The sequence below is a fragment of the Streptomyces sp. NPDC093795 genome, assembly GCF_044764665.1.
In the GTDB taxonomy this organism is placed as follows: Bacteria; Actinomycetota; Actinomycetes; order Streptomycetales; family Streptomycetaceae; genus Streptomyces.
Map to the genome: position 1 here is coordinate 24,026 of NZ_JBIWIO010000011.1, position 18,774 is coordinate 42,799.

Here is an 18,774-nt window from a genome sequence, read left to right on the forward strand (position 1 = left end):
CGGATTTCGGCAGGGAAGGGAACGACAGGCGGGGTACGTCAGGCGGGAAACGACAGGCGGCGGCCGGGTTGTCACTGCCACCCGGCAGACTGGGGGCATGGCGAAGCACCTGGGCGCGAAGCCCCGTATCGGACTTCTCGGCACCGGCCCCTGGGCCGGCCGCACGCACGCGCCCGCGCTCACCCGGCATCCGGGGATCGAGTTCAGCGGGGTGTGGGGCAGACGCCCCGAGGCGGCGGCCGCGCTCGCCGCCGCGTCCGGCACGCGCGCGTACGACGACGTGGACGCCCTCTTCGCGGCCAGCGACGCCGTCGCCCTCGCGCTCCCGCCGGACGTGCAGGCCCCGCTGGCGGTACGGGCCGCGGAGGCCGGGTGCCACGTCCTCCTCGACAAGCCGGTCGCGACGACGGTCGCCGGGGCGCGCGAGGTGGCCGAGGCGGTCGAGGCCGCGGGGGTGGCCTCGGTGGTCTTCTGCACGCTGCGGTTCGCGGAGCCGACGGCCCGCTGGATCGAGGAACAGGCGGCGGCCGGCGGCTGGTTCCTCGGCGAGGCGCACTGGCTGGGCTCGCTCTACGGGCCGGGCTCCGCGAGCGCGTACGCGGCCTCCCCGTGGCGGCGGGAGAAGGGCGGCCTGTGGGACGTGGGCCCGCACGTCCTCTCGGTCTACCTGCCGGTCCTCGGCGACGTCACGGCGATCACCGCGGTGCCGGGACCTGGCGACACCCACCACCTGGTCCTGCGGCACACCTCGGGCGCGAGCAGCACCGCCACCCTCACCCTCAGCGCCCCACCGGAGGCGGCGGAGGCGGCCCTCACGCTGTACGGCAGCGGGGGCAGGGCCGAACTGCCCCGCTGGGACGGCGCGGTGGACGCCTTCGGCGCGGCCGTGGACGCCCTCGTCACGGCGGCCCGCACAGGAGAACCCCACGCGTGCGACGCCCGCTTCGGCCTGCGCCTGACGGAGATCCTGACGGAGGCGGAGAGGGAGGCGGCGGGGGGCGCGACGACGCGCTAGGTCCCGTCCCGCAGCGCATCCCGCAGCGCCTCGCACAACGCGTCGAGGGCCGCCCCGTACAGCCGTTCCGGCGGGGTGGCGTAGCCGACGACCAGGCCGTCCGGGTGGGCCGGGTCAGGGGCCTCGGGGTGACGGTAGGAGGCGAGGCCCTCCACGGCGACCCCGTGCCGGGCCGCCGCGTCGAGCGCGGCTGCCTCCGTGCCGAGGGGCAGCTCGAGGACGGCGTGCAGACCGGCGGCGATCCCCGTCACCCGTACCCCCGGCACCCGCTCCGCGAGCGCCGCCGTCAGCCGGTCGCGCCGCCCCCGGTGCCGCTGCCGCATCCGCCGGACGTGCCGGTCGTAGGCGCCGGCGGCGAGGAAGTCCGCGAGGGTGAGCTGTTCCGTCGCGGAGGCGTACGGCTCGCGCTCGCCCTTTGCCGCGACGACCCCGTCGACGAGCGCCGCCGGCAGGCACATCCAGCCGATCCGGAGCGCGGGGGAGAGGCTCTTGCTGACGGAGCCGACGAAGACGGTCCGTTCGGGGTCGAGGCCCTGGACGGCGCCGACCGGCCGCCGATCGTAGCGGAACTCCCCGTCGTAGTCGTCCTCGACGACCAGGCCACCGGAGGCCCGCGCCCACTCCAGGACGCCGGCCCTGCGCTCGGGATGCAGCGGCCCTCCGGTGGGGAACTGGTGGGCGGGGGTGAGCAGCACCGCGCCCGCGTGGCGGGGGATCTCCCCGACCCGCGCCCCGTCCTCGTCGACGGCCACCGGCACCGTGGTGACGCCGGCCCCGGCGAGGAGCCCGCGGTGGAAGGGGAGCCCGTAGGCCTCGACCGCCCAGGGGGCCGCCGTGCCGAGCAGGGGCGCGAGCAGCCGCAGGGCGTGCGCGGCGCCCGAGCAGATCACGATCCGGTCCGGGGAGGTCCGCACGCCCCGTACCCGCGCGAGGTATTCGACGAGGGCCCGGCGCAGTTCGATCCGGCCCTGCGGGTCGCCGATCCCGAAGGCCTCGTGCGGTGCGTCCGTCAGGGCCCGCCGGGCCGCCGCGAGCCAGGCCGCGCGGGGGAAGGCACCGGGGTCGGGCTTGCCCTGGACGAGGTCGTACGGGAGCGGCGGCGGCGAGGCGGTCCGCACGGGCCCGGGGGCGGGCGCGGCGACCCGGTCGGCGACGCGGGTCCCGGAGCCCTGCCGGGAGGTGAGCCAGCCTTCGGCGACCAGCTCGGCGTACGCGTCGGCGACGGTGTTCCGGGCGATCCCGAGGTCGGCGGCGAGCGCCCGGTAGGGCGGCAGCCGGGTCCCGGGGGCGAGCCGCCCGCGGCGCACGGCGTCGCGCAGGGCCCCGATGAGCGCGGCCCGCCGCCCCCCACCGGCGCCGAGCTCCAGATGCAGGTCGCTCCCGAGCACCATGTCCTCGCTCCGTGTCAGCGGGACAGCGCGTCCCGCACGGCCTCCTCGGATCGGCCGACGACGGCGGTACCGTCCTCGGCGGTGATGATCGGCCGCTGGATCAGCTTGGGGTGCGCGGAGAGCGCCTCGATCCACCGGTCGCGGTTGTCGGCGTCCCGGGGCCACTCCTTCACCCCGAGCTCCTTGGCGACGGCCTCCTGGGTCCGGGCGATGTCCCAGGGCTCAAGCCCGAGCCGCTCGAGCACGCGCGAGATCTCCTCCGGCGAGGGCACGTCCTCCAGATAGCGCCGCACGGTGTAGTCGGCCCCCTCGGCGTCGAGAAGGGTGAGGGCGCTGCGGCACTTGGAACAGGCGGGATTGATCCAGATCTCCATGCGCACCACGGTACCCGCCGAACCTTCCTCCACTACCCCTCAAACCCTGTCTGGCCAGGGGTGATTGTCAGTGGGGGCCACTAGAATGGGGGGTGAAGGTGAGGGTCCCGGGGAGGGCCCCCACCACCGTTCGCCAGGAGGTAGCCCATGGCTCTCGCCGTGATCCGGACGCCGTCCATCGAACCCTGGAAGCCCCTCCAGAGGAAGCCCCTTCCCGCGGGCCGCCCCCGCGAGTGGTACGTGACGCACAACCGGCGCCTGAAGGCCATGCGCCTCGCGATCGCCCTCCTCGACGCCGGCGTCTACGTCCCGTCGAAAGCCACGAACGCGACGATACGCACCACGGCCACCCAGCTCGGCATCCACCCGCCCTCGGACACGACCTGCCGCATGGTCCGCACGTTCATCCGCTACGGCCGCTGACGGGCGAGCTGACCCGCTCCGCGAAACGGCGAAGGCCGCCGCCCCGGGTTCCGGGGCGGCGGCCTTCGTCACGTGGCCGTCCGCGGCTTAGAGGTCGAAGTACAGCTCGAACTCGTGCGGGTGCGGGCGCAGCTGGATCGGGGCGATCTCGTTCGTGCGCTTGTAGTCGATCCACGTCTCGATCAGGTCGGAGGTGAAGACACCGCCGGCCTGGAGGTACTCGTTGTCCGCCTCCAGGGCGGAGAGGACGGCCTCCAGGTTGGTCGGGACCTGCGGGACGTTGGCGTGCTCCTCGGGAGCCAGCTCGTACAGGTCCTTGTCGATCGGCTCCATCGGCTCGATCTTGTTCTTGACGCCGTCGAGGCCCGCGAGGAGCAGCGCCGAGAAGGCGAGGTACGGGTTCGAGGACGGGTCCGGCGCGCGGAACTCGACGCGCTTGGCCTTCGGGTTCGAGCCCGTGATCGGGATGCGCATGGCCGCGGAGCGGTTGCGCTGCGAGTACACCATGTTGACCGGTGCCTCGAAGCCCGGGACCAGGCGGTGGTACGAGTTCACCGTCGGGTTGGTGAAGGCGAGCAGCGACGGGGCGTGCTTGAGGATGCCGCCGATGTAGTAGCGGGCGGTGTCCGAGAGGCCCGCGTAGCCCGTCTCGTCGTAGAACAGCGGGTCGCCGTTCGCCCACAGCGACTGGTGGACGTGCATGCCCGAGCCGTTGTCGCCGAAGATCGGCTTCGGCATGAAGGTGGCGGTCTTGCCGTTGCGCCAGGCGACGTTCTTCACGATGTACTTGAAGAGCATCAGGTCGTCGGCCGCGGCGAGCAGCGTGTTGAACTTGTAGTTGATCTCGGCCTGGCCGGCGGTGCCGACCTCGTGGTGCTGGCGCTCGACCTGGAGGCCGACGTTCTCCAGCTCCAGGGAGATCTCGGAGCGCAGGTCGGCGAAGTGGTCGACCGGCGGGGCCGGGAAGTAGCCGCCCTTGTAGCGGACCTTGTAGCCGCGGTTGTTCTCCTCCGCACCGGTGTTCCAGGCGCCGGCCTCGGAGTCGATGTGGTAGAAGCCCTGGTTCGCGGAGGTCTCGAAGCGGACCGAGTCGAAGACGTAGAACTCCGCCTCCGGGCCGAAGTACGCGGTGTCGGCGATGCCGGTGGAGGCGAGGTACGCCTCCGCCTTCTTCGCGATGTTCCGCGGGTCACGGCTGTACTGCTCGCCCGTGATCGGGTCGTGGATGAAGAAGTTGATGTTCAGCGTCTTGTCGCGGCGGAAGGGGTCCACGCGGGCCGTCGACAGGTCGGCGCGGAGCGCCATGTCGGACTCGTGGATGGCCTGGAAGCCGCGGATCGACGAGCCGTCGAAGGCGAGCTCCTCGGACGGGTCGAACGCCGTCGCGGGGATCGTGAAGTGCTGCATCACGCCCGGAAGGTCGCAGAAGCGGACGTCGACCATCTTGACGTCGTTGTCCTTGATGAACTTCTGGACCTCGTCGGCGTTCTGGAACCCGTGCTTCTCGGACATCCAACTCCTCCTACTCCCGGCCCGGGGAGGGGCGGGCTTGCAGCTCGGTCGTGCGGCCAGTGCGGTGGCACACGCTGGACCCGACCATAGGCAGACGGGATTTCTCAAGCATGACCCATTTGTTTCGTCGAAGTTAACCGGGGTGGGTGCCGTTCCGGTGCCCGGGCCCGCCCGGCGCCCGATTCGGCCCGTGTTCGCCGACCCGGGCGGAAGTGATCAAAAACGGGCGCAGTACCGTGGTCGGGTGGACAACAGGCAAGCACTCGGATCTTGGCTCTCCGGCCCCCGCGCGGCGGCCGAGGACGCAGGCGTCGACTTCGGCTACCGCGGTCAGCAGCTGGGGCTGCCCGAGGAGGGCCCCGGTTCCATCGCCCGCCCCGGGCGGCGCCTCGGCGCCCTCGCCGTCGACTGGGCCCTCTGTACGTTGATCGCATACGGCCTGATCACCGACGGCTACAACCAGGCGACGGGCAACTGGGCCCTCGGCATCCTCCTGGTCCTGAGCGTGCTGACGGTCGGCACCATCGGCTCGACGCCCGGCAAGCGACTCTTCGGCCTCGGGGTCGTCTCGGTGCGCGGCGGCCGCCTCGGCCTGCCGCGCGTGGCGCTCCGCTCCCTGCTCGTCTGCCTGGCGATCCCGGCCCTCATCTGGGACCGTGACGGGCGCGGCCTCCACGACCGCCTCTCCGGCGCCGTCCAGGTCCGCATCTGAGCACCCCGTACGCGAGAAGGGCCCCGGACCGTGTGGTCCGGGGCCCTTCTCATGTAGTCGGTCGGGCGCGTCAGCGCATCTTTCCGCCCCGCGGCATCCGCATGCCCTTCGGCATCGGACCCTTCGGCAGCGGCATGTTGCTCATCAGGTCGCCCATCGCCCGCAGCCGGTCGTTGGCCGCCGTCACCTGCGGGCCGGTGAGCACCCGAGGCAACTTGAGCATGGTCGTACGGACCTTCTTCAGCGGCACCTGGCCCTCGCCGTCGCCGACGATGATGTCGTGCACCGGCACGTCCACCACGACGCGGCTCATCCGCTTCTTCTCAGCCGCCAGCAGCGGCTTGAGCCGATTCGGGTTGCCCTCGGCCACCAGGACGATGCCGGCCCGGCCGACCGCCCGGTGGACGACGTCCTGGCTGCGGTTCATCGCGACCGCGGGGGTCGTCGTCCAGCCGCGCCCGACGTTCTGCAGGACCGCCGCCGCCGCGCCCGGCTGTCCCTCCATCTGTCCGAAGGCCGCGCGCTCGGCGCGCCGCCCGAACACGATGGCCGCCGCCAGGAGCGCCAGGACGAAGCCCAGGATGCCCAGGTAGACCGGGTGCCCGATCAGGAAGCCGATCGCGAGGAGGACACCGAGTACGACGATGCCCACGCCTGCGACGACAAGTCCGACCTTAGGGTCGGCCTTTCGGGTCATCTTGTACGTGAGGGCGATCTGCTTGAGCCGCCCCTGGTTCGCAGCGTCAGCGCTGCCCGTGTTTGCCTTCCTCGCCATGTCCTGAAGTTTACGTGGCCCGGGAAGTCCGGCCCGACGCGACCTCCATCACGTGCTGGGCCTCGACCCGGTCCTTGGCGCGGCGCCGGTCCTCCAGGACGGAATTCCAGGCGTTGCGCCGTGCGGTGCGCTGCCCGGCGCCGAGGAGCAGTGCCTCCACGGCCTTCAGGGCGTCGGTGACGGACGGGATCGCGGTGACGCGGACGTGCGTCGATGCGGCCGGCATGGGCGGGGTCCTCCCTCGATTGCGGGTGAGACGAGGCGGGGGTGTGAGCAGGAGGTGGCGGTGAGTGAAACCAGGCTCACAGATTGGTGTTACCAGGGCGTGACCCGGTGGTCAACACTGATGAAAGGTTGATGCGGCCGAGCGGCCGTACCCCGGACGCCGACGCGGCCCGTGCGTCCCCGCTGAGCTGCGGGAGCGTACGGGCCGCGCCGGATCCGGCCACTACTGACCGGTAACTACTTGTGCTCGGATTCACACAGCCTGGGTGGCGTTGTCCACGGCACCGCGCTTCTCCGATCTTCTGGTCGAGCTCCGCCTCGCTACCGCTCCGGCCGCGTGCCCGCCCTCGTTCCTCGGGCGGACCCGCAACCTACGCTTCAGCTCGGCTGCGCTTCTCCATCGCCTGCTTGTACAGACGCCCCGCGCGGTACGAGGAACGGACCAGTGGGCCCGACATCACGCCGGAGAAGCCGATCTCGTCGGCCTCCTCCTTCAGCTCCACGAACTCCTGCGGCTTCACCCAGCGCTCCACCGGGTGGTGCCGGACCGAGGGGCGCAGGTACTGGGTGATCGTGATCAGCTCGCAGCCCGCGTCGTGCAGCTGCTGGAGCGCCTCGCTGACCTCCTCGCGGGTCTCGCCCATGCCGAGGATCAGGTTCGACTTCGTGATCAGACCGTAGTCCCGCGCCTGGGTGATGACGTCGAGCGAACGCTCGTAACGGAAACCGGGACGGATCCGCTTGAAGATCCGCGGCACCGTCTCCACGTTGTGCGCGAAGACCTCGGGGCGGGAGGCGAAGACCTCCGCCAGGAGCTCCGGCACCGCGTTGAAGTCGGGCGCGAGCAGCTCGACCTTCGTACGGCCCTCGGCGCGCTCAGCCGTCTGCTGGTGGATCTGGCGCACGGTCTCCGCGTACAGCCAGGCGCCGCCGTCCTCCAGGTCGTCGCGCGCGACGCCCGTGATGGTGGCGTAGTTCAGGTCCATCGTGACGACGGACTCGCCCACGCGGCGCGGCTCGTCACGGTCGAGGGCCTCGGGCTTGCCCGTGTCGATCTGGCAGAAGTCACAGCGCCGGGTGCACTGGTCACCGCCGATGAGGAAGGTCGCCTCGCGGTCCTCCCAGCACTCGAAGATGTTGGGACAGCCCGCCTCCTGGCAGACCGTGTGCAGACCCTCGCTCTTCACGAGGCCCTGCATCTTCGTGTACTCGGGCCCCATCTTCGCCCGGGTCTTGATCCACTCGGGCTTGCGCTCGATGGGGGTCTGGGCGTTCCGGACCTCCAGGCGCAGCATCTTGCGTCCGTCGGGTGCGACTGCGGACACATCGGCTCCTGTAGCTTCGATTCTTCGGCGCACACCAGGGTACGCCGTTGCTTCCCATGCCTTACTACGTCTGGCCAACCTCTGGCCAGCGCCCCGCATTCCTTCAGGGCGTTCCTCAGGCCGAGGCCGTCTCCACCGGACGCTCGATCTCGCGCGGCTTCAGGTCCGCCTGTTCGAGCACCTCCCGCAGGTGGCGCTCCACCACGGGCAGCACGTCCGCGATCGAGACGTCCCGGCCCAGCTCGTTGGCGAGCGAGGTCACGCCCGCGTCGCGGATGCCGCACGGGATGATCCGGTCGAACCACGCGTTGTCCGGGTTCACGTTGAGTGCGAAGCCGTGCATCGTGACGCCCTTGGCGACCCGGATGCCGATGGCGGCGAGCTTGCGGTCCTCGCGGCGCTGGCCGGCGTTGGACGGAGCGTACTCGGGGCCGTTCAGGCGCGGGTCGAACTCCTCGTCGTTCAGACGCGGGTCGAAGTCGAGCGAGAGTCCGCCGAGCGCGGGGCGCTGCTCCACCGGGTCACCGAGGACCCAGACCCCGCTGCGGCCCTCGACCCGACTGGTCTCCACGCCGAACTCGGCGGCCGTGCGGATCAGCGCGTCCTCCAGGCGGCGGACGTGCGCGACGACGTCCACCGGGCGGGGCAGCTTCATGATCGGGTAGCCGACGAGCTGGCCGGGGCCGTGCCAGGTGATCTTGCCGCCGCGGTCGACGTCCACCACCGGCGTCCCGTCGAGCGGGCGCTCGCTCTCCGCCGTACGCCGGCCGGCCGTGTAGACCGGCGGATGCTCGAGGAGCAGGCAGGTGTCGTCGATCTCGTCCGCGAACCGCGCGGCGTGCACCTCGCGCTGCTTGTCCCAGGCCACCTGGTAGTCGACGGCTTCCTCGCCGAACCCAAGGCGGACGAATCGCAGCTCACTCACGGCCATGCCTCCTCCTGGGCGCCGGGGCCGGGGACCGGGGATCATCCCGGGCCGGCTCGGCACCGATGCGTCATTCGCGCCCATGCCACTGTACGGCGGTGGCGGGGACACCCCTCCGGCAGGTGGACGGGGGCGCCTACGTCAGCGGTGCCGTCAATCCTCACACGATCGGATGAATGTGGGGCGAAGGTGGCGGTACGGGCCGTGAGGACCGCTAAATTCGCGCCGTTCCATGAGGGTCCGACGGGGCTGCCGCCCGGACCCGGAAGGCAGGAGACCGCACAGCTGATGACGGAACGACCACCGCAGCGCATCCCGAACCGCCAGCTCGCCGCGCTCATCGCCGAAGCCGGGTTCTCCCATGCGGGGCTCGCGAGACGGGTGGACCAGCTCGGCCTCGAACACGGTCTCGACCTGCGGTACGACAAGACCTCCGTGACCCGCTGGCTCCGCGGGCAGCAGCCGCGCGGCACCACGCCCGCGCTCATCGCCGAGGTCTTCACCCGGCGTCTCGGCCGCCGTCTCTCCGCCCAGGACCTCGGCCTGGACGCCTGCGCGCCCGTGTACGCGGGGCTGGAGTTCGCCGCGACCCCCGAGGAAGCGGTCGACATCGTCAGCGGCCTGTGGCGCAAGGACTCCGGCAGCCATGCCGAACTCCGCAAGATCGCCTTCACGCCGGCGGGCCTGGTCGTCCCCAGCCGCGACTGGCTGATCGGCCGGGCCGACGACCGGGTGGCACGCGGGGAGGCGCCGCCGGGTCCTCGGACGTCGCCGTCGCCGGCGACGGCGCGTATGAGCGTGAGCGCGGAGGCACGGCCGACGCACGACTCGCGGGGCTCGCACGACCCCCGGGCACCGCACGACACGCGCGTCTCGCACGACCCCCGGGCGCCGCACGACACGCGGGTCCCGCATGACCCCCGGGCCTCCCACGACGCGCGTGGCCCGCACGACGCCCGGGCCTCCCACGACCTCCGGGCGTCCCACGACCCCCGGGCCCCCCACGACCTCCGGGTTCCGGCGCAGGGTCGCTTCTCCGTGCCACGGCAGCGCGGTACGGACCGGGGGCCCGGTCAGCGGGTCTCCAGCGGCGACATCGCGGCCCTCCGCTCGGTCGCCGAACTCTTCCGCACCCTCGACCACGCCTACGGCGGTGGCCACGCCCGTCAGGCCCTCGTCCGGTACCTGGAGCACGAGACCGAGCCGATGCTGCGCGGCACGTACGGGGAGGCGGTGGGGCGGCGCCTCTTCGCCGCCGCGGCCGACCTCACCCGGCTCGCGGGCTGGACGTCGTACGACATCGCCGCCCACGGTCTCGCCCAGCGCTACTTCGTCCAGGCGCTGCGTCTCGCCCAGGCCGCCGGGGACCGGGCCTACGGCTCGTACGTGCTCCTCACCATGAGCTGCCAGGCCGTCTACCTCGGCCACGGCAGGGAGGCCGTGCAGCTCGCGCGGGTCGCCCAGCAGGGCGTGGGGCCCGCGGCGCCGCCCGTTGTTCAGGCGATGCTGCACGCGGTGGAGGCGCGGGGGCACGCGGTCCTCGGCGAGGCGCGCGTGTGCAGCGCCTCGCTCGTACGGGCCGAGCGGGCGCTCGAAGCGGCGCGGCCCGGGGACGAGGTGCCGTACTGGGCCCGGATGTTCGACGAGGCCCAGCTCGCCGACGAGCTCGGGCACTGCCACCGGGACCTCCAGCAGTACCGCTCCGCCGCCCAGCACGCCGAACGTGCCCTCCAGCTGCGCGCGCCCGGCTTCGCCCGCAGCCGGCTCTTCTGCCGGGTCGTCCTGGCCACGTCCCGGCTCGCCCTCGGCGAACTCGACCAGGCGTGCGCGCTGGGGGCGGAGGCGGCGCAGCAGGCGTCGGAGATGAGGTCGGCGCGGGCGGTGGAGTACGTACGCGACTTCGAACGACGCCTGGAGCCGTACCGCGACGCGGCGGCGGCCCGCACGTACCGAGACCGCGTAGCAGCCATCGGCTGACGGCCCCTGCCCTCGGGGCCCGAGGCCAGGGCGGGCCGCCACCGCGCGGCCCCCGGGCCCGCGCCGCACCGGACCCGGGGGCCCGCTGTGGCCGCCCGCTAGGCCTGCGGTCGGGGGCCCCGCTGTGCCCCGCCTGGGCCCGCGCCCGCCCGCCCCCCCCCACCGTGTGGGCAATCGTCCCGCAGGGCGGGACGGGTGGGCACACGGGACGGCGCCCCCTTGCCGGGCCTAGGCTCCTGGGCCTGAACGTGCACCACGGGTGCGGCGCCGTCGTGGGTTGTGCCCACCCGTGCCGCCCCAGCGGAACAGATGCCCACAACCCGGCGGCGGGCCTCCTGGTCCGGCGGGGCCGCGTGAGGCCCGTGTGGGGTCACGCCGCCTCGCTGTACGGGCTCTCCTCCCGGCCTACGCGTACGCCCAGGTCCCTCAGGAGCGCCTGCGCGGCGCGAGTGCCCGACGTGAGGGTCCCCTGGAGCGTGCTCGTCGCGCGGTGGTCGCCGCAGACGTAGAGGCCCGACAGCAGCCGGACCGAGCGGTCCGCGTCGTGTGGCGGCGTCATCGCCGGGAACGCGTCCCGCGTGTGACGCAGCCCGAGCAGCTCCCACTCGTCCGTCGACGTGCCGTACAGCGTCGCGAGGTGCTTGCGGACCCGCCGCTCCGTGTCGTCCGGCGGCGTTCCCAGCACCGTCGAGGTGATCAGCGCCCGTCCCTCCGGCGCGCGCCGCGGGTCGACCGCGCTCATCACAGCGGTGTGCGCCACCGGCCCGCCCGGGTCGGCCTCCAGGAGCAGCGTCGGGTCCCCGGTGGGCGCCACGGGCGCCGTGTGGTGCAGCACCGTCACGGCGTGGAAGGCAGGCGTCCGCAGGCCCGGAAGCAGCGCGGCCGCCGTCCGCGCCCCCGTGGCGAGCACCACCGAACGGCACCGGAACACCCCGTGCTCCGCCGTCGTGACCCGCGCGATGGACGCCTCCGTGACCCGTACACCGGTACGGACCGTCCCCGGCGGCAGCGCGGCGGCGAGCCGCTCCGGCAGCGCCCCCGAACCCCCCTCGGGGACAGCCGCCCAGCCCCGGGCGAACGCACGGAGCGCCAGGTCCGCGTGGCGGCTCGACACCCCGAGGTCCGGGTCGCCGAGGAGCGCCGCGAGCAGCGGCCGCAACACCCCCTGCACGGTCCTGGCGGGCAGCCGGGCGGTGAGGGCCTCCCGCGCGGTCCGCTCCGGCCGGGCCAGGAGACGCTGCGTCGGCGTCGCGGCGAGCCGGACCAGGGAGGCGCCGAGCCGCGCCTGGTCGAGCGAGGCCGCCGGATGACGGGGGGCGCTCGCGAGGGCGCGCGCCACACTGAATGCTCCCCCCACGCTCCGGGACCCCCCACTCCTGGCCGTTCCGACGGCCCGCCGCGGATGCGGAGCGCCCCACCGCGCGTACCGGCCGTCGCTGTGCACGAGCACCCCCGGTGCGAACGGGCGCAGCACGAGGCCGTCCAGCCCCGGGGTGGCCCGCAGTTCCTCCTGCGACAGGGTGAGCACCGGCCCGACCCGGTCGAGCAGGAACCCGTCGACGGCCTCGGTCGCCATCCGGCCCCCGATCCGGAACTCCGCCTCCAGGACGGCGACGGAGAGCCCCGCGCCGGTCAGCCGGTGGGCGGCCGCGAGCCCCGCGACCCCGGCTCCCACGATGACGACGTCGACGGCCTCCGCGGCCTCCACGACGTCCGTACGCTGTGCGGTCCTTGCGCTGTCTGCGCTGCTGAGCACGTGCCCCTCCCCAGGTCGGCGCGGCCGGTGGGAGGCCTATGCCCCCAACGGGCCCCCGGAATGCCCGAGTTCGCGGTTCGGGTCGAGCCTAGGCAGCACCCCCGCGGGTGCCAGCCGCGCGCACCGGGGGTGCGTGCGGCACGGGGGAGCGCAGGGGCGCGGTGGCCGGCGGGCCAAAGGGGAGCGACCAGTGCCTCGTTCAGCCGGTCGCCGCCTGTGCGACCACCGCCGCGTTCAGCCGTCGCCGCCTGTGCGGGCGGCGCCGCACTCAGTCCGCCGCCGCCCGAACGGCCACCGCCTCGCTCAGCCCGCCGCCGCCCTGATCGAGTCCTCGATCGTCGGGAACGCGAAGTCGAAACCGGTCTCCAACAGCCGCCCCGGCAGCACCCGCTGACTGCCCAGCACATCCTGGGCGAAGTCCCCGAGCACCACCTTCAGGGCCGGTGCGGGCACCGTGAACAGGGTCGGGCGGCGCAGGACCCGGCCCATCGCCGCCGTCACCTCGCGGTTGGTGACCGGATCGGGAGCCGTCAGGTTCACCGGGCCCGAGAGCGACGGGGTGTCGGCGAGGTGGCGCAGCGCCGCCACCTCGTCGTGGAGGGAGATGAACGACCAGTACTGGCGGCCGTCGCCCATCCGCCCGCCGAGCCCGGCACGGAAGACCGGGAAGAGCCGTCCCCACGCCCCGCCCTCGCGCGCCACCACCAGGCCGGTGCGGGCGTACGTGACCCGGATGCCCGCCTCCTCGGCGGGGGCGGCCGCCGCCTCCCACTCCACGCAGACCTCGGGCAGGAAACCCGTGCCCGAGGGGGCGCTCTCGTCGACCGCGCGGCTGCCGGTGTCCCCGTACCACCCGAGCGCCGTGCCGCACACCAGGCTCTCGGGCGGCTGCGCGAGCGAGGCGAGGGCCTGGGAGATGGCCGTCGTCCCGAGCACCCGGCTGTCCCGGATCTCCTGCTTGTACGCCTCGTTCCACCGGCGCTCGCCGACCCCGGCGCCCGCCAGGTGTACGACGGAGTCCACGCCGACGAGCCCGGCGGCGTCGACGTACAGCCGCTTGGGGTCCCACTCGACCTCGTCGGCCGTCCGGGCCGGGCGGCGGACGAGCCGGAGGACGTCATGGCCGTCGGCGCGCAGGGAGCGGACGAGGGCCGAGCCGATGAGCCCGGAGGCCCCGGTGACGGCGACACGCTTGCGGGTGGCGGAACGCTGCATGGGGCCATCCTGCCCTCCCCGGTCGTACACATGACACAGTGACTGTCATGAAGGTGTCGGAGACGCTGATACGCCAGGCCGCGGGCGGCGACGAGGACGCCCTCGGCGCGCTCGACCGGGACACCTGGTCGACCCTCCACGCGGTGCTGCCCGCGCCCGTCCCGCCGTACGAGCCCTTCTTCGACGAGCGCCACCGGCCCGAGGACTATCTCGTCGCGGTGCGCGGCGGAACCGTCGTCGGCTATGTCCGGGTGGTGCCGCCGACCCCGCTCGCGTCCAACGCGCACGTACGCCAGATCCAGGGCCTCGTCGTGGCCGGGTCGGCCCGGGGCCGGGGTGTGGCGCGGGCGCTGCTGCGGGCCGCGATGGACAAGGCGCGCGCGGACGGTGCCGCCCGGATCACCCTTCGGGTCCTGGGCCACAACGCCCCGGCCCGGGCGCTCTACGCCTCCGAGGGCTTCGCGGTCGAGGGCGTACTGCCGGGCGAGTTCCTGTTCGACGGCGTGTCCGTGGACGACGTGCTCATGGGCCGGTCGCTGACCCCCTGATCAACTGTCCGCGGGTGCAACAGCATCATCCCGCCCATCAGTTCGCGCAGGCATCGGACCGCCAGCTCCGCCGGCGCCCCCTCGCCGCGCGCCGGTGCGTCCGTCTCCGCCCAGGCTTCCAGGGCGATCCTGATGGCGTCGGTGGCCGCCGCCGCCGCGAGCCGTACCTCCAGCGGGTCGGCGTCCGGCCCCGCGAGCCCGGCGACGACCTCGCGCAGCCGCTCCTCGGACTCCTGGTTGACCCGGTACCAGACGGCCCGCAGCGCGGGGTCCTCGGCGGCCGCCCGCAGCAGACCGCGCGTCCAGCGCAGGCCCTCCTCGCCCGCCTCGTCCGCCGGGGTCAGCGACGCGGCGATCGAGCGCTCCAGGGCCTCGGGCAGGCCCGCGCCCGGCTCCGTCGCGGCGAGGGTCTCCCGCCAGCGGTCGGCGCCGCCCGCGAGCAGCGGGGCCACGGCGTCCTGTTTGGAGCGGAAGTACCGGTAGAAGGTGCGCAGCGCGACCCCGGCCCGCAGGGCGATGTCCTCTGCCGTGGTGCCGTCGGGGCCGCGCTCGGTGAAGAGCTCGGCGGCGGCGCGCGCGATGTCCAGCTGCGTCGCTGCCTTGCGGCGCTCCGTCAGCGTCCGGGTGGGGGGCGTGGCGCCCTCGGGCTTGGTGCTCACCGTACGAAGCGTACGCCCGCGCCCGCCAGAAGCGCACGACGTGCAACTATGGCAAAACGTGCCACCTGAGCGTACGGTGGCAGCGTTCCGCACACCGCTCGACCAGAAACCGACCTGAAAGGTGGCCGCCATGAACCAGCTGACCCGTTACGAAGGACGCCGCGCCCTCATCACCGGCGGCGGCTCCGGCATCGGCCAGGCCACCGTGCTCCGCGTGCTCGCCGAGGGCGGCCGGGTCGTCGCCGCCGACATCAGCGAGGACGGCCTCAAGGACACCGTCGCCAAGGCGGGCGACGCGGCCGAGCGCCTCTCCACCGTCGTCGTGGACGTCGCGGACGAGGCCTCCGTACGCGCCGGTGTCAGCGCCGCCGTCGAGGCGCTCGGTGGCCTGGACGTCCTGGTCAACGCGGCCGGGGTGCTGCGCTCCTCGCACACCCACGAGACGAGCCTCGACTCCTTCGAGCAGGTGATACGGACCAACCTCACCGGCACCTTCCTCGTGATCCGCGAGGCGATCCCGGCCCTCCTGGAGGGCGACGGCTCCGCCGTCGTGAACTTCTCCTCCACCTCCGCGATGTTCGCCCACCCCTACATGGCGGCCTACGCGGCCAGCAAGGGCGGCATCCAGTCCATGACCCACGCGCTCGCCGCCGAGTACGCCAAGCAGGGCATCCGCTTCACCGCCGTCCAGCCCGGCTCCATCTCCTCCGGCATGACCGACGGCTCAGGCGCCAGCCGTCAGAGCGTCGGCCCCGGCCTGCCCGAGGACACCGACTGGACCCTCTTCGCGAAGCTCGCCCCCGCCCTCGGCCAGGGCTTCGCGGGACCGGAGACCGTCGCGGGTGTCGTCGCCATGCTGGCGAGCGAGGACGGGAAGTTCATCACCGGCACCGAGATCCGCGTCGACGGCGGAACGCACTTCTGACGGACGGCACCGACCGCCGCCCTCGCCCTACCCCGCTCCGAACCGCTCCCACAGCCGGGGGAAGCGGCTCGCGAGCGTGTCGTCGTCCGCCAGGTCGAAGGGGGTGCCGAGCGGCTCCCCGCCCGGCACGGGGATGCCCAGGTCGGGGGTCTCGGCGCCGGTCAGCCGCTCGTACGCCTCGTCCGCCGCGAAGCCGATCTCCTCCCCGTCCCCGTCGATCTCCATGTCGAAGTCGCCGAGCAGCTCCGCCAGCGCGTCCGGGTCGTGCACCGCGCCCTCGTACACCTCCCGGCCCTGGCCGATGAGCCAGCAGCGGAACGAGTCGAAGGTCTCGTCCCCCGCGCCGTCGAACAGCACGGCCGCCGCGCCCCAGAGATCCCAGAGGTACGCGCGGTTGTAGCGGGCCTCGAAATGGCGTGCGTAGTCGAGCACGGAGTCGGGGTCCAGCCGGGTCAGCCGTTCCACGAGCAGATCCGCCTGCTCCTCGGGGTCGCCCTCGGCTTCCTCGCGGGTGGCGTCGATGATCTGCCAGAACTCGGTCTCGTCCATCACGGGACCAGCATCGTGGCTCGGAGGAGGCGACGCACCCGGAAACCACGAAATCAATCCGGACAGAAGGTGTCGTATTTTCCTGCCACGCTGGTTCCCATGACGACTGAGACGAAGCCGCTGCACGGACGGATCTGCCTGGTCGCGGGCGCCACCCGAGGAGCCGGACGGGCCATCGCCGTCCAGCTCGGGGCCGCCGGCGCGACCGTGTACGTCACCGGCCGCACCACCCGCGAGAAGCTCAGCGAGGTCGGCCGGGCGACCGAGACCATCGAGGAGACCGCCGAACTGGTGACGGCAGCCGGAGGCGAGGGCATCGCCGTACCCACCGACCACCTGGAGGTCGATCAGGTCAGGGCGCTCGTCGACCGGATCGACCGCGAACAGGGCCGGCTGGACGTCCTGGTCAACGACGTCTGGGGCGGCGAGCACCTGGTCATCGCCGGGTTCGGCAAGAAGATCTGGGAGATGGAGTTCGCCGACGGGCTGCGGATGCTGGAGCTCGGCGTGAAGACCCACCTCGTCACCAGCGCGGCCGCGATGCCGCTGCTGATCCGCAACCCGGGCGGCCTTGTCGTGGAGGTCACGGACGGGACGGCCGAGTACAACGGCACCCGGTACCGGGAGAACATCTACTACGACCTCGCGAAGAACGCCCCGATCCGGATGGCGTTCGCGCTCTCGCACGACCTGAAGCCGGTGGGCGGCACGGCGGTGTCGATCACCCCGGGCTGGCTCCGCTCGGAGCAGATGCTCGACCACTTCGGAGTGACCGAGGAGAACTGGCGGGACGCGACCGAGAAGCTGCCCGACTTCGCCGTCGCCGAGTCCCCGGTCTACGTCGGCCGGGCCGTCGCCGCCCTCGCCGCCGACCCCGACCGGGCGCGCTGGAACGGACAGTCGCTCTCCAGCGGGCAGCTGGCGAAGGAGTACGACTTCACGGACGCCGACGGGTCACGGCCGGACGGCTGGGGCTTCATCATCGCCAAGGAGACGGACGAGAACGCGTCCGTGGAGGACTACCGGTAGAGCTCCGCCAGGCCCCGGGCCGCCTCCGCGAACCGCGCGCGGAGCGAGTCCGGGGCCAGTACCTCCGCCTCCGGTCCCAACCCGAGCAGCTGCCCGAACGCCACCTCCTCGTTCTCGACCCGGAGCGTCACGGTCACCCGGCCGTCCGGCGCCGGCTCCCCGCCCGCCAACGCCTCCTCGGCCGCCATCCGGTCCGTCACGTACGGCAGGTGCCGCGCCCCCGCCTCGGACAGGCGCACCACCACCTCCGCCCGCAGCAGCGAACGGGCGAACTCCGCCGAACGCTCGGCCCAGAAGGCCTCCAGGTCGAAACCCTCGTCCCGTACGAACCGCTCCTCGCCCACGGCCACCGCCGCGAAGCGGTCCACCCGGTAGGTGCGGAAGGCCGTGCCGGACCGCGCGCACAGGTACCAGACGCCCGCCTTCAGGACGAGGCCGTACGGCGCGAGCTCCCGCTCCACCTCACGGTCGCCCCGCCGGTAGCGGGCGGCGATCGTCCGGTCGTCCCAGACCGCCTCCGCGACCGGCGGCAGCAACTCCGGTGTCTCCGGCTCCTGGTACCAGCCCGGCGCGTCCAGCAGAAAGCGCTGCGCCACCGAGTCCGGGGCGTGACGCAGCGAGGGCAGCAGCGCCGCCGACACCTTGAGCCGGGCCGCCGACGCCGCGTCCTCCAGGCCCATGTCCCGCAGCGCGCCCGGCAGTCCGGACAGGAACAGCGCCTCGGCCTCCCCGCGCGCCAGGCCCGTAAGCCGTGTGCGGTACCCGCCGATGAGCCGGTACCCGCCGGCCCTGCCCCGGTCCGCGTACACCGGAACCCCGGCCTCCGAGAGTGCGAGGGCGTCACGGGTGACGGTCCGCTCGGACACCTCCAACTCCTCGGCCAGTTCGGCCGCCGTCATCGAAGGGCGGGACTGGAGCAACAGGACCATCTTGATCAGCCGGGCGGCACGCATACCCCCCACCCTGCCACCCGTACTGGGGCCCAGGGCGCATGGAGCCTGAGGGGCCATCGGGGAGGGGCACGATGCGGGGGACGGTGCTTGACGGGCGGTACGAGCTGGAGACCCGGCTCGGGCGCGGCGGGATGGGACAGGTGTGGAGCGCCCTCGACCGGCGCATGCAGCGGGACGTGGCGGTCAAACTCGTCACCGCGCTGCCGGACATGGGCGAGGAGGAGACGTTCCTGCGCTTCCGCCGCGAGATCCGCTCGGCGGCGAGCCTGCCCGGCCGGTACACGGTCACGGCATGGCCTGATGGGCCGACCCGGGAACGACCGAGGGGCCGGGGCCGTACCCACCGACCCGGGAACGACCGAGGGGCCGGGGGGGGGGCCCCCCCGGGGGGGGCCCCCCCCCCCGCCGCCGCCCCCCCCCGGGGGGGGGCGCCCCCCCCCGGCCGGCGGGGGGCCCACGCCGCGGCGCCCCGGGGCGCGCCCCCCC

18 protein-coding genes and 1 pseudogene are annotated in these 18,774 nt (G+C 73.4%); 7 read left to right on the top strand and 12 right to left on the bottom strand.

Features of this window, described 5'->3' with window-relative positions:
• Nucleotides 1–97: 97 nt before the first annotated feature.
• Nucleotides 98–1,015 (top strand): Gfo/Idh/MocA family protein, encoded by a 918-nt coding sequence (locus ACIRB7_RS26805; protein ID WP_403603329.1) that lies wholly within the window; start codon nucleotides 98–100, stop codon nucleotides 1,013–1,015.
• Here the strand turns inward: ACIRB7_RS26805 and ACIRB7_RS26810 are convergent.
• Nucleotides 1,012–2,406: a PLP-dependent aminotransferase family protein gene (locus ACIRB7_RS26810; RefSeq protein ID WP_403603331.1), complete on the bottom strand. Its 1,395-nt coding sequence runs from the start codon at nucleotides 2,404–2,406 to the stop codon at nucleotides 1,012–1,014. The genes ACIRB7_RS26805 and ACIRB7_RS26810 overlap by 4 nt on opposite strands.
• 14 nt (nucleotides 2,407–2,420) lie before the next feature.
• Nucleotides 2,421–2,780, bottom strand: a complete 360-nt coding sequence (locus ACIRB7_RS26815) for an ArsC/Spx/MgsR family protein (protein WP_403603333.1) — start codon at nucleotides 2,778–2,780, stop codon at nucleotides 2,421–2,423.
• A gap of 147 nt (nucleotides 2,781–2,927) precedes the next feature.
• Here ACIRB7_RS26815 and ACIRB7_RS26820 point away from each other — a divergent pair, with 147 nt between their 5' ends.
• Complete coding sequence (locus tag ACIRB7_RS26820) at nucleotides 2,928–3,203, top strand: hypothetical protein (RefSeq protein WP_403603335.1); 276 nt, start codon at nucleotides 2,928–2,930, stop codon at nucleotides 3,201–3,203.
• A gap of 87 nt (nucleotides 3,204–3,290) precedes the next feature.
• Here ACIRB7_RS26820 and glnA read toward each other — a convergent pair whose 3' ends face one another.
• A complete protein-coding gene (glnA, locus tag ACIRB7_RS26825; RefSeq protein WP_351220323.1) occupies nucleotides 3,291–4,715 on the bottom strand; it encodes a type I glutamate--ammonia ligase in 1,425 nt (474 codons plus the stop codon).
• Between the two features lie 244 nt (nucleotides 4,716–4,959).
• On the opposite strand from glnA, the gene ACIRB7_RS26830 reads away from it, so the two are divergent.
• Nucleotides 4,960–5,427, top strand: a complete 468-nt coding sequence (locus tag ACIRB7_RS26830) for an RDD family protein (RefSeq protein WP_403603338.1) — start codon at nucleotides 4,960–4,962, stop codon at nucleotides 5,425–5,427.
• 70 nt (nucleotides 5,428–5,497) lie between these two features.
• On the opposite strand, the gene ACIRB7_RS26835 is transcribed toward ACIRB7_RS26830, so the two are convergent.
• From ACIRB7_RS26835 to lipB, 4 genes are all read right to left on the bottom strand, one after another.
• Nucleotides 5,498–6,202 carry a DUF4191 domain-containing protein gene (locus ACIRB7_RS26835; RefSeq protein WP_403603340.1) on the bottom strand — a complete coding sequence of 235 codons (705 nt, stop codon included), beginning with the start codon at nucleotides 6,200–6,202 and terminating at the stop codon, nucleotides 5,498–5,500.
• 10 nt (nucleotides 6,203–6,212) lie between these two features.
• The gene (locus ACIRB7_RS26840) at nucleotides 6,213–6,428 is read right to left on the bottom strand and encodes a hypothetical protein (protein WP_030208220.1); all 216 of its coding nucleotides are present in this window, start codon (nucleotides 6,426–6,428) and stop codon (nucleotides 6,213–6,215) included.
• Between the two features lie 370 nt (nucleotides 6,429–6,798).
• Nucleotides 6,799–7,752, bottom strand: a complete 954-nt coding sequence (lipA, locus tag ACIRB7_RS26845; RefSeq protein WP_403603342.1) for a lipoyl synthase — start codon at nucleotides 7,750–7,752, stop codon at nucleotides 6,799–6,801.
• Nucleotides 7,753–7,867: 115 nt separating this feature from the next.
• A complete protein-coding gene (gene lipB, locus ACIRB7_RS26850; protein WP_403603344.1) occupies nucleotides 7,868–8,677 on the bottom strand; it encodes a lipoyl(octanoyl) transferase LipB in 810 nt (269 codons plus the stop codon).
• 288 nt (nucleotides 8,678–8,965) lie between these two features.
• Between lipB and ACIRB7_RS26855 the strand changes: the two genes are divergently transcribed.
• Nucleotides 8,966–10,654, top strand: coding sequence for a regulator (locus ACIRB7_RS26855; RefSeq protein ID WP_403603346.1), 1,689 nt, complete (start codon nucleotides 8,966–8,968; stop codon nucleotides 10,652–10,654).
• Nucleotides 10,655–11,024: 370 nt separating this feature from the next.
• Here the strand turns inward: ACIRB7_RS26855 and ACIRB7_RS26860 are convergent, their stop codons facing one another.
• Together ACIRB7_RS26860 and ACIRB7_RS26865 are read right to left on the bottom strand one after the other, a co-directional pair.
• A complete protein-coding gene (locus ACIRB7_RS26860; protein ID WP_403603347.1) occupies nucleotides 11,025–12,410 on the bottom strand; it encodes an NAD(P)/FAD-dependent oxidoreductase in 1,386 nt (461 codons plus the stop codon).
• A 303-nt stretch (nucleotides 12,411–12,713) separates the two neighbouring features.
• Nucleotides 12,714–13,625: a TIGR01777 family oxidoreductase gene (locus ACIRB7_RS26865; RefSeq protein WP_403603349.1), complete on the bottom strand. Its 912-nt coding sequence runs from the start codon at nucleotides 13,623–13,625 to the stop codon at nucleotides 12,714–12,716.
• A gap of 47 nt (nucleotides 13,626–13,672) precedes the next feature.
• On the opposite strand from ACIRB7_RS26865, the gene ACIRB7_RS26870 reads away from it, so the two are divergent.
• A complete protein-coding gene (locus tag ACIRB7_RS26870; protein ID WP_403603351.1) occupies nucleotides 13,673–14,173 on the top strand; it encodes a GNAT family N-acetyltransferase in 501 nt (166 codons plus the stop codon).
• Between the two features lie 11 nt (nucleotides 14,174–14,184).
• Here ACIRB7_RS26870 and ACIRB7_RS26875 read toward each other — a convergent pair.
• Nucleotides 14,185–14,964 (bottom strand): annotated as a pseudogene (locus tag ACIRB7_RS26875) (TetR/AcrR family transcriptional regulator); the annotation flags it as partial.
• Here ACIRB7_RS26875 and ACIRB7_RS26880 point away from each other — a divergent pair.
• Nucleotides 14,963–15,757 carry an SDR family NAD(P)-dependent oxidoreductase gene (locus ACIRB7_RS26880; RefSeq protein ID WP_403603353.1) on the top strand — a complete coding sequence of 265 codons (795 nt, stop codon included), beginning with the start codon at nucleotides 14,963–14,965 and terminating at the stop codon, nucleotides 15,755–15,757. The pseudogene ACIRB7_RS26875 and the gene ACIRB7_RS26880 sit on opposite strands and share 2 nt — an antisense overlap.
• A 27-nt stretch (nucleotides 15,758–15,784) precedes the next feature.
• Here the strand turns inward: ACIRB7_RS26880 and ACIRB7_RS26885 are convergent, their stop codons facing one another.
• Nucleotides 15,785–16,306 (bottom strand): DUF4240 domain-containing protein, encoded by a 522-nt coding sequence (locus ACIRB7_RS26885; protein WP_403603749.1) that lies wholly within the window; start codon nucleotides 16,304–16,306, stop codon nucleotides 15,785–15,787.
• A gap of 99 nt (nucleotides 16,307–16,405) precedes the next feature.
• Between ACIRB7_RS26885 and ACIRB7_RS26890 the strand changes: the two genes are divergently transcribed.
• Nucleotides 16,406–17,335, top strand: a complete 930-nt coding sequence (locus ACIRB7_RS26890) for an SDR family oxidoreductase (protein WP_403603355.1) — start codon at nucleotides 16,406–16,408, stop codon at nucleotides 17,333–17,335.
• Here the strand turns inward: ACIRB7_RS26890 and ACIRB7_RS26895 are convergent.
• The gene (locus tag ACIRB7_RS26895) at nucleotides 17,326–18,288 is read right to left on the bottom strand and encodes a helix-turn-helix transcriptional regulator (RefSeq protein ID WP_403603357.1); all 963 of its coding nucleotides are present in this window, start codon (nucleotides 18,286–18,288) and stop codon (nucleotides 17,326–17,328) included. The two genes, ACIRB7_RS26890 and ACIRB7_RS26895, sit on opposite strands and share 10 nt — an antisense overlap.
• Nucleotides 18,289–18,774: the final 486 nt, after the last annotated feature.

What these genes read in the sequence shown, in the direction of transcription:
- ACIRB7_RS26805 (WP_403603329.1), top strand. Translation starts at nt 98, where the DNA reads ATGGCGAAGCACCTGGGCGCGAAGCCCCGTATCGGACTTCTCGGCACC.
- ACIRB7_RS26810 (WP_403603331.1), bottom strand. Translation starts at nt 2,406, where the DNA reads ATGGTGCTCGGGAGCGACCTGCATCTGGAGCTCGGCGCCGGTGGGGGG.
- ACIRB7_RS26815 (WP_403603333.1), bottom strand. Translation starts at nt 2,780, where the DNA reads ATGGAGATCTGGATCAATCCCGCCTGTTCCAAGTGCCGCAGCGCCCTC.
- ACIRB7_RS26820 (WP_403603335.1), top strand. Translation starts at nt 2,928, where the DNA reads ATGGCTCTCGCCGTGATCCGGACGCCGTCCATCGAACCCTGGAAGCCC.
- glnA (WP_351220323.1), bottom strand. Translation starts at nt 4,715, where the DNA reads ATGTCCGAGAAGCACGGGTTCCAGAACGCCGACGAGGTCCAGAAGTTC.
- ACIRB7_RS26835 (WP_403603340.1), bottom strand. Translation starts at nt 6,202, where the DNA reads ATGGCGAGGAAGGCAAACACGGGCAGCGCTGACGCTGCGAACCAGGGG.
- ACIRB7_RS26840 (WP_030208220.1), bottom strand. Translation starts at nt 6,428, where the DNA reads ATGCCGGCCGCATCGACGCACGTCCGCGTCACCGCGATCCCGTCCGTC.
- ACIRB7_RS26855 (WP_403603346.1), top strand. Translation starts at nt 8,966, where the DNA reads ATGACGGAACGACCACCGCAGCGCATCCCGAACCGCCAGCTCGCCGCG.
- ACIRB7_RS26865 (WP_403603349.1), bottom strand. Translation starts at nt 13,625, where the DNA reads ATGCAGCGTTCCGCCACCCGCAAGCGTGTCGCCGTCACCGGGGCCTCC.
- ACIRB7_RS26870 (WP_403603351.1), top strand. Translation starts at nt 13,673, where the DNA reads ATGAAGGTGTCGGAGACGCTGATACGCCAGGCCGCGGGCGGCGACGAG.
- ACIRB7_RS26880 (WP_403603353.1), top strand. Translation starts at nt 14,963, where the DNA reads ATGAACCAGCTGACCCGTTACGAAGGACGCCGCGCCCTCATCACCGGC.
- ACIRB7_RS26885 (WP_403603749.1), bottom strand. Translation starts at nt 16,306, where the DNA reads ATGGACGAGACCGAGTTCTGGCAGATCATCGACGCCACCCGCGAGGAA.
- ACIRB7_RS26890 (WP_403603355.1), top strand. Translation starts at nt 16,406, where the DNA reads ATGACGACTGAGACGAAGCCGCTGCACGGACGGATCTGCCTGGTCGCG.
- ACIRB7_RS26895 (WP_403603357.1), bottom strand. Translation starts at nt 18,288, where the DNA reads ATGCGTGCCGCCCGGCTGATCAAGATGGTCCTGTTGCTCCAGTCCCGC.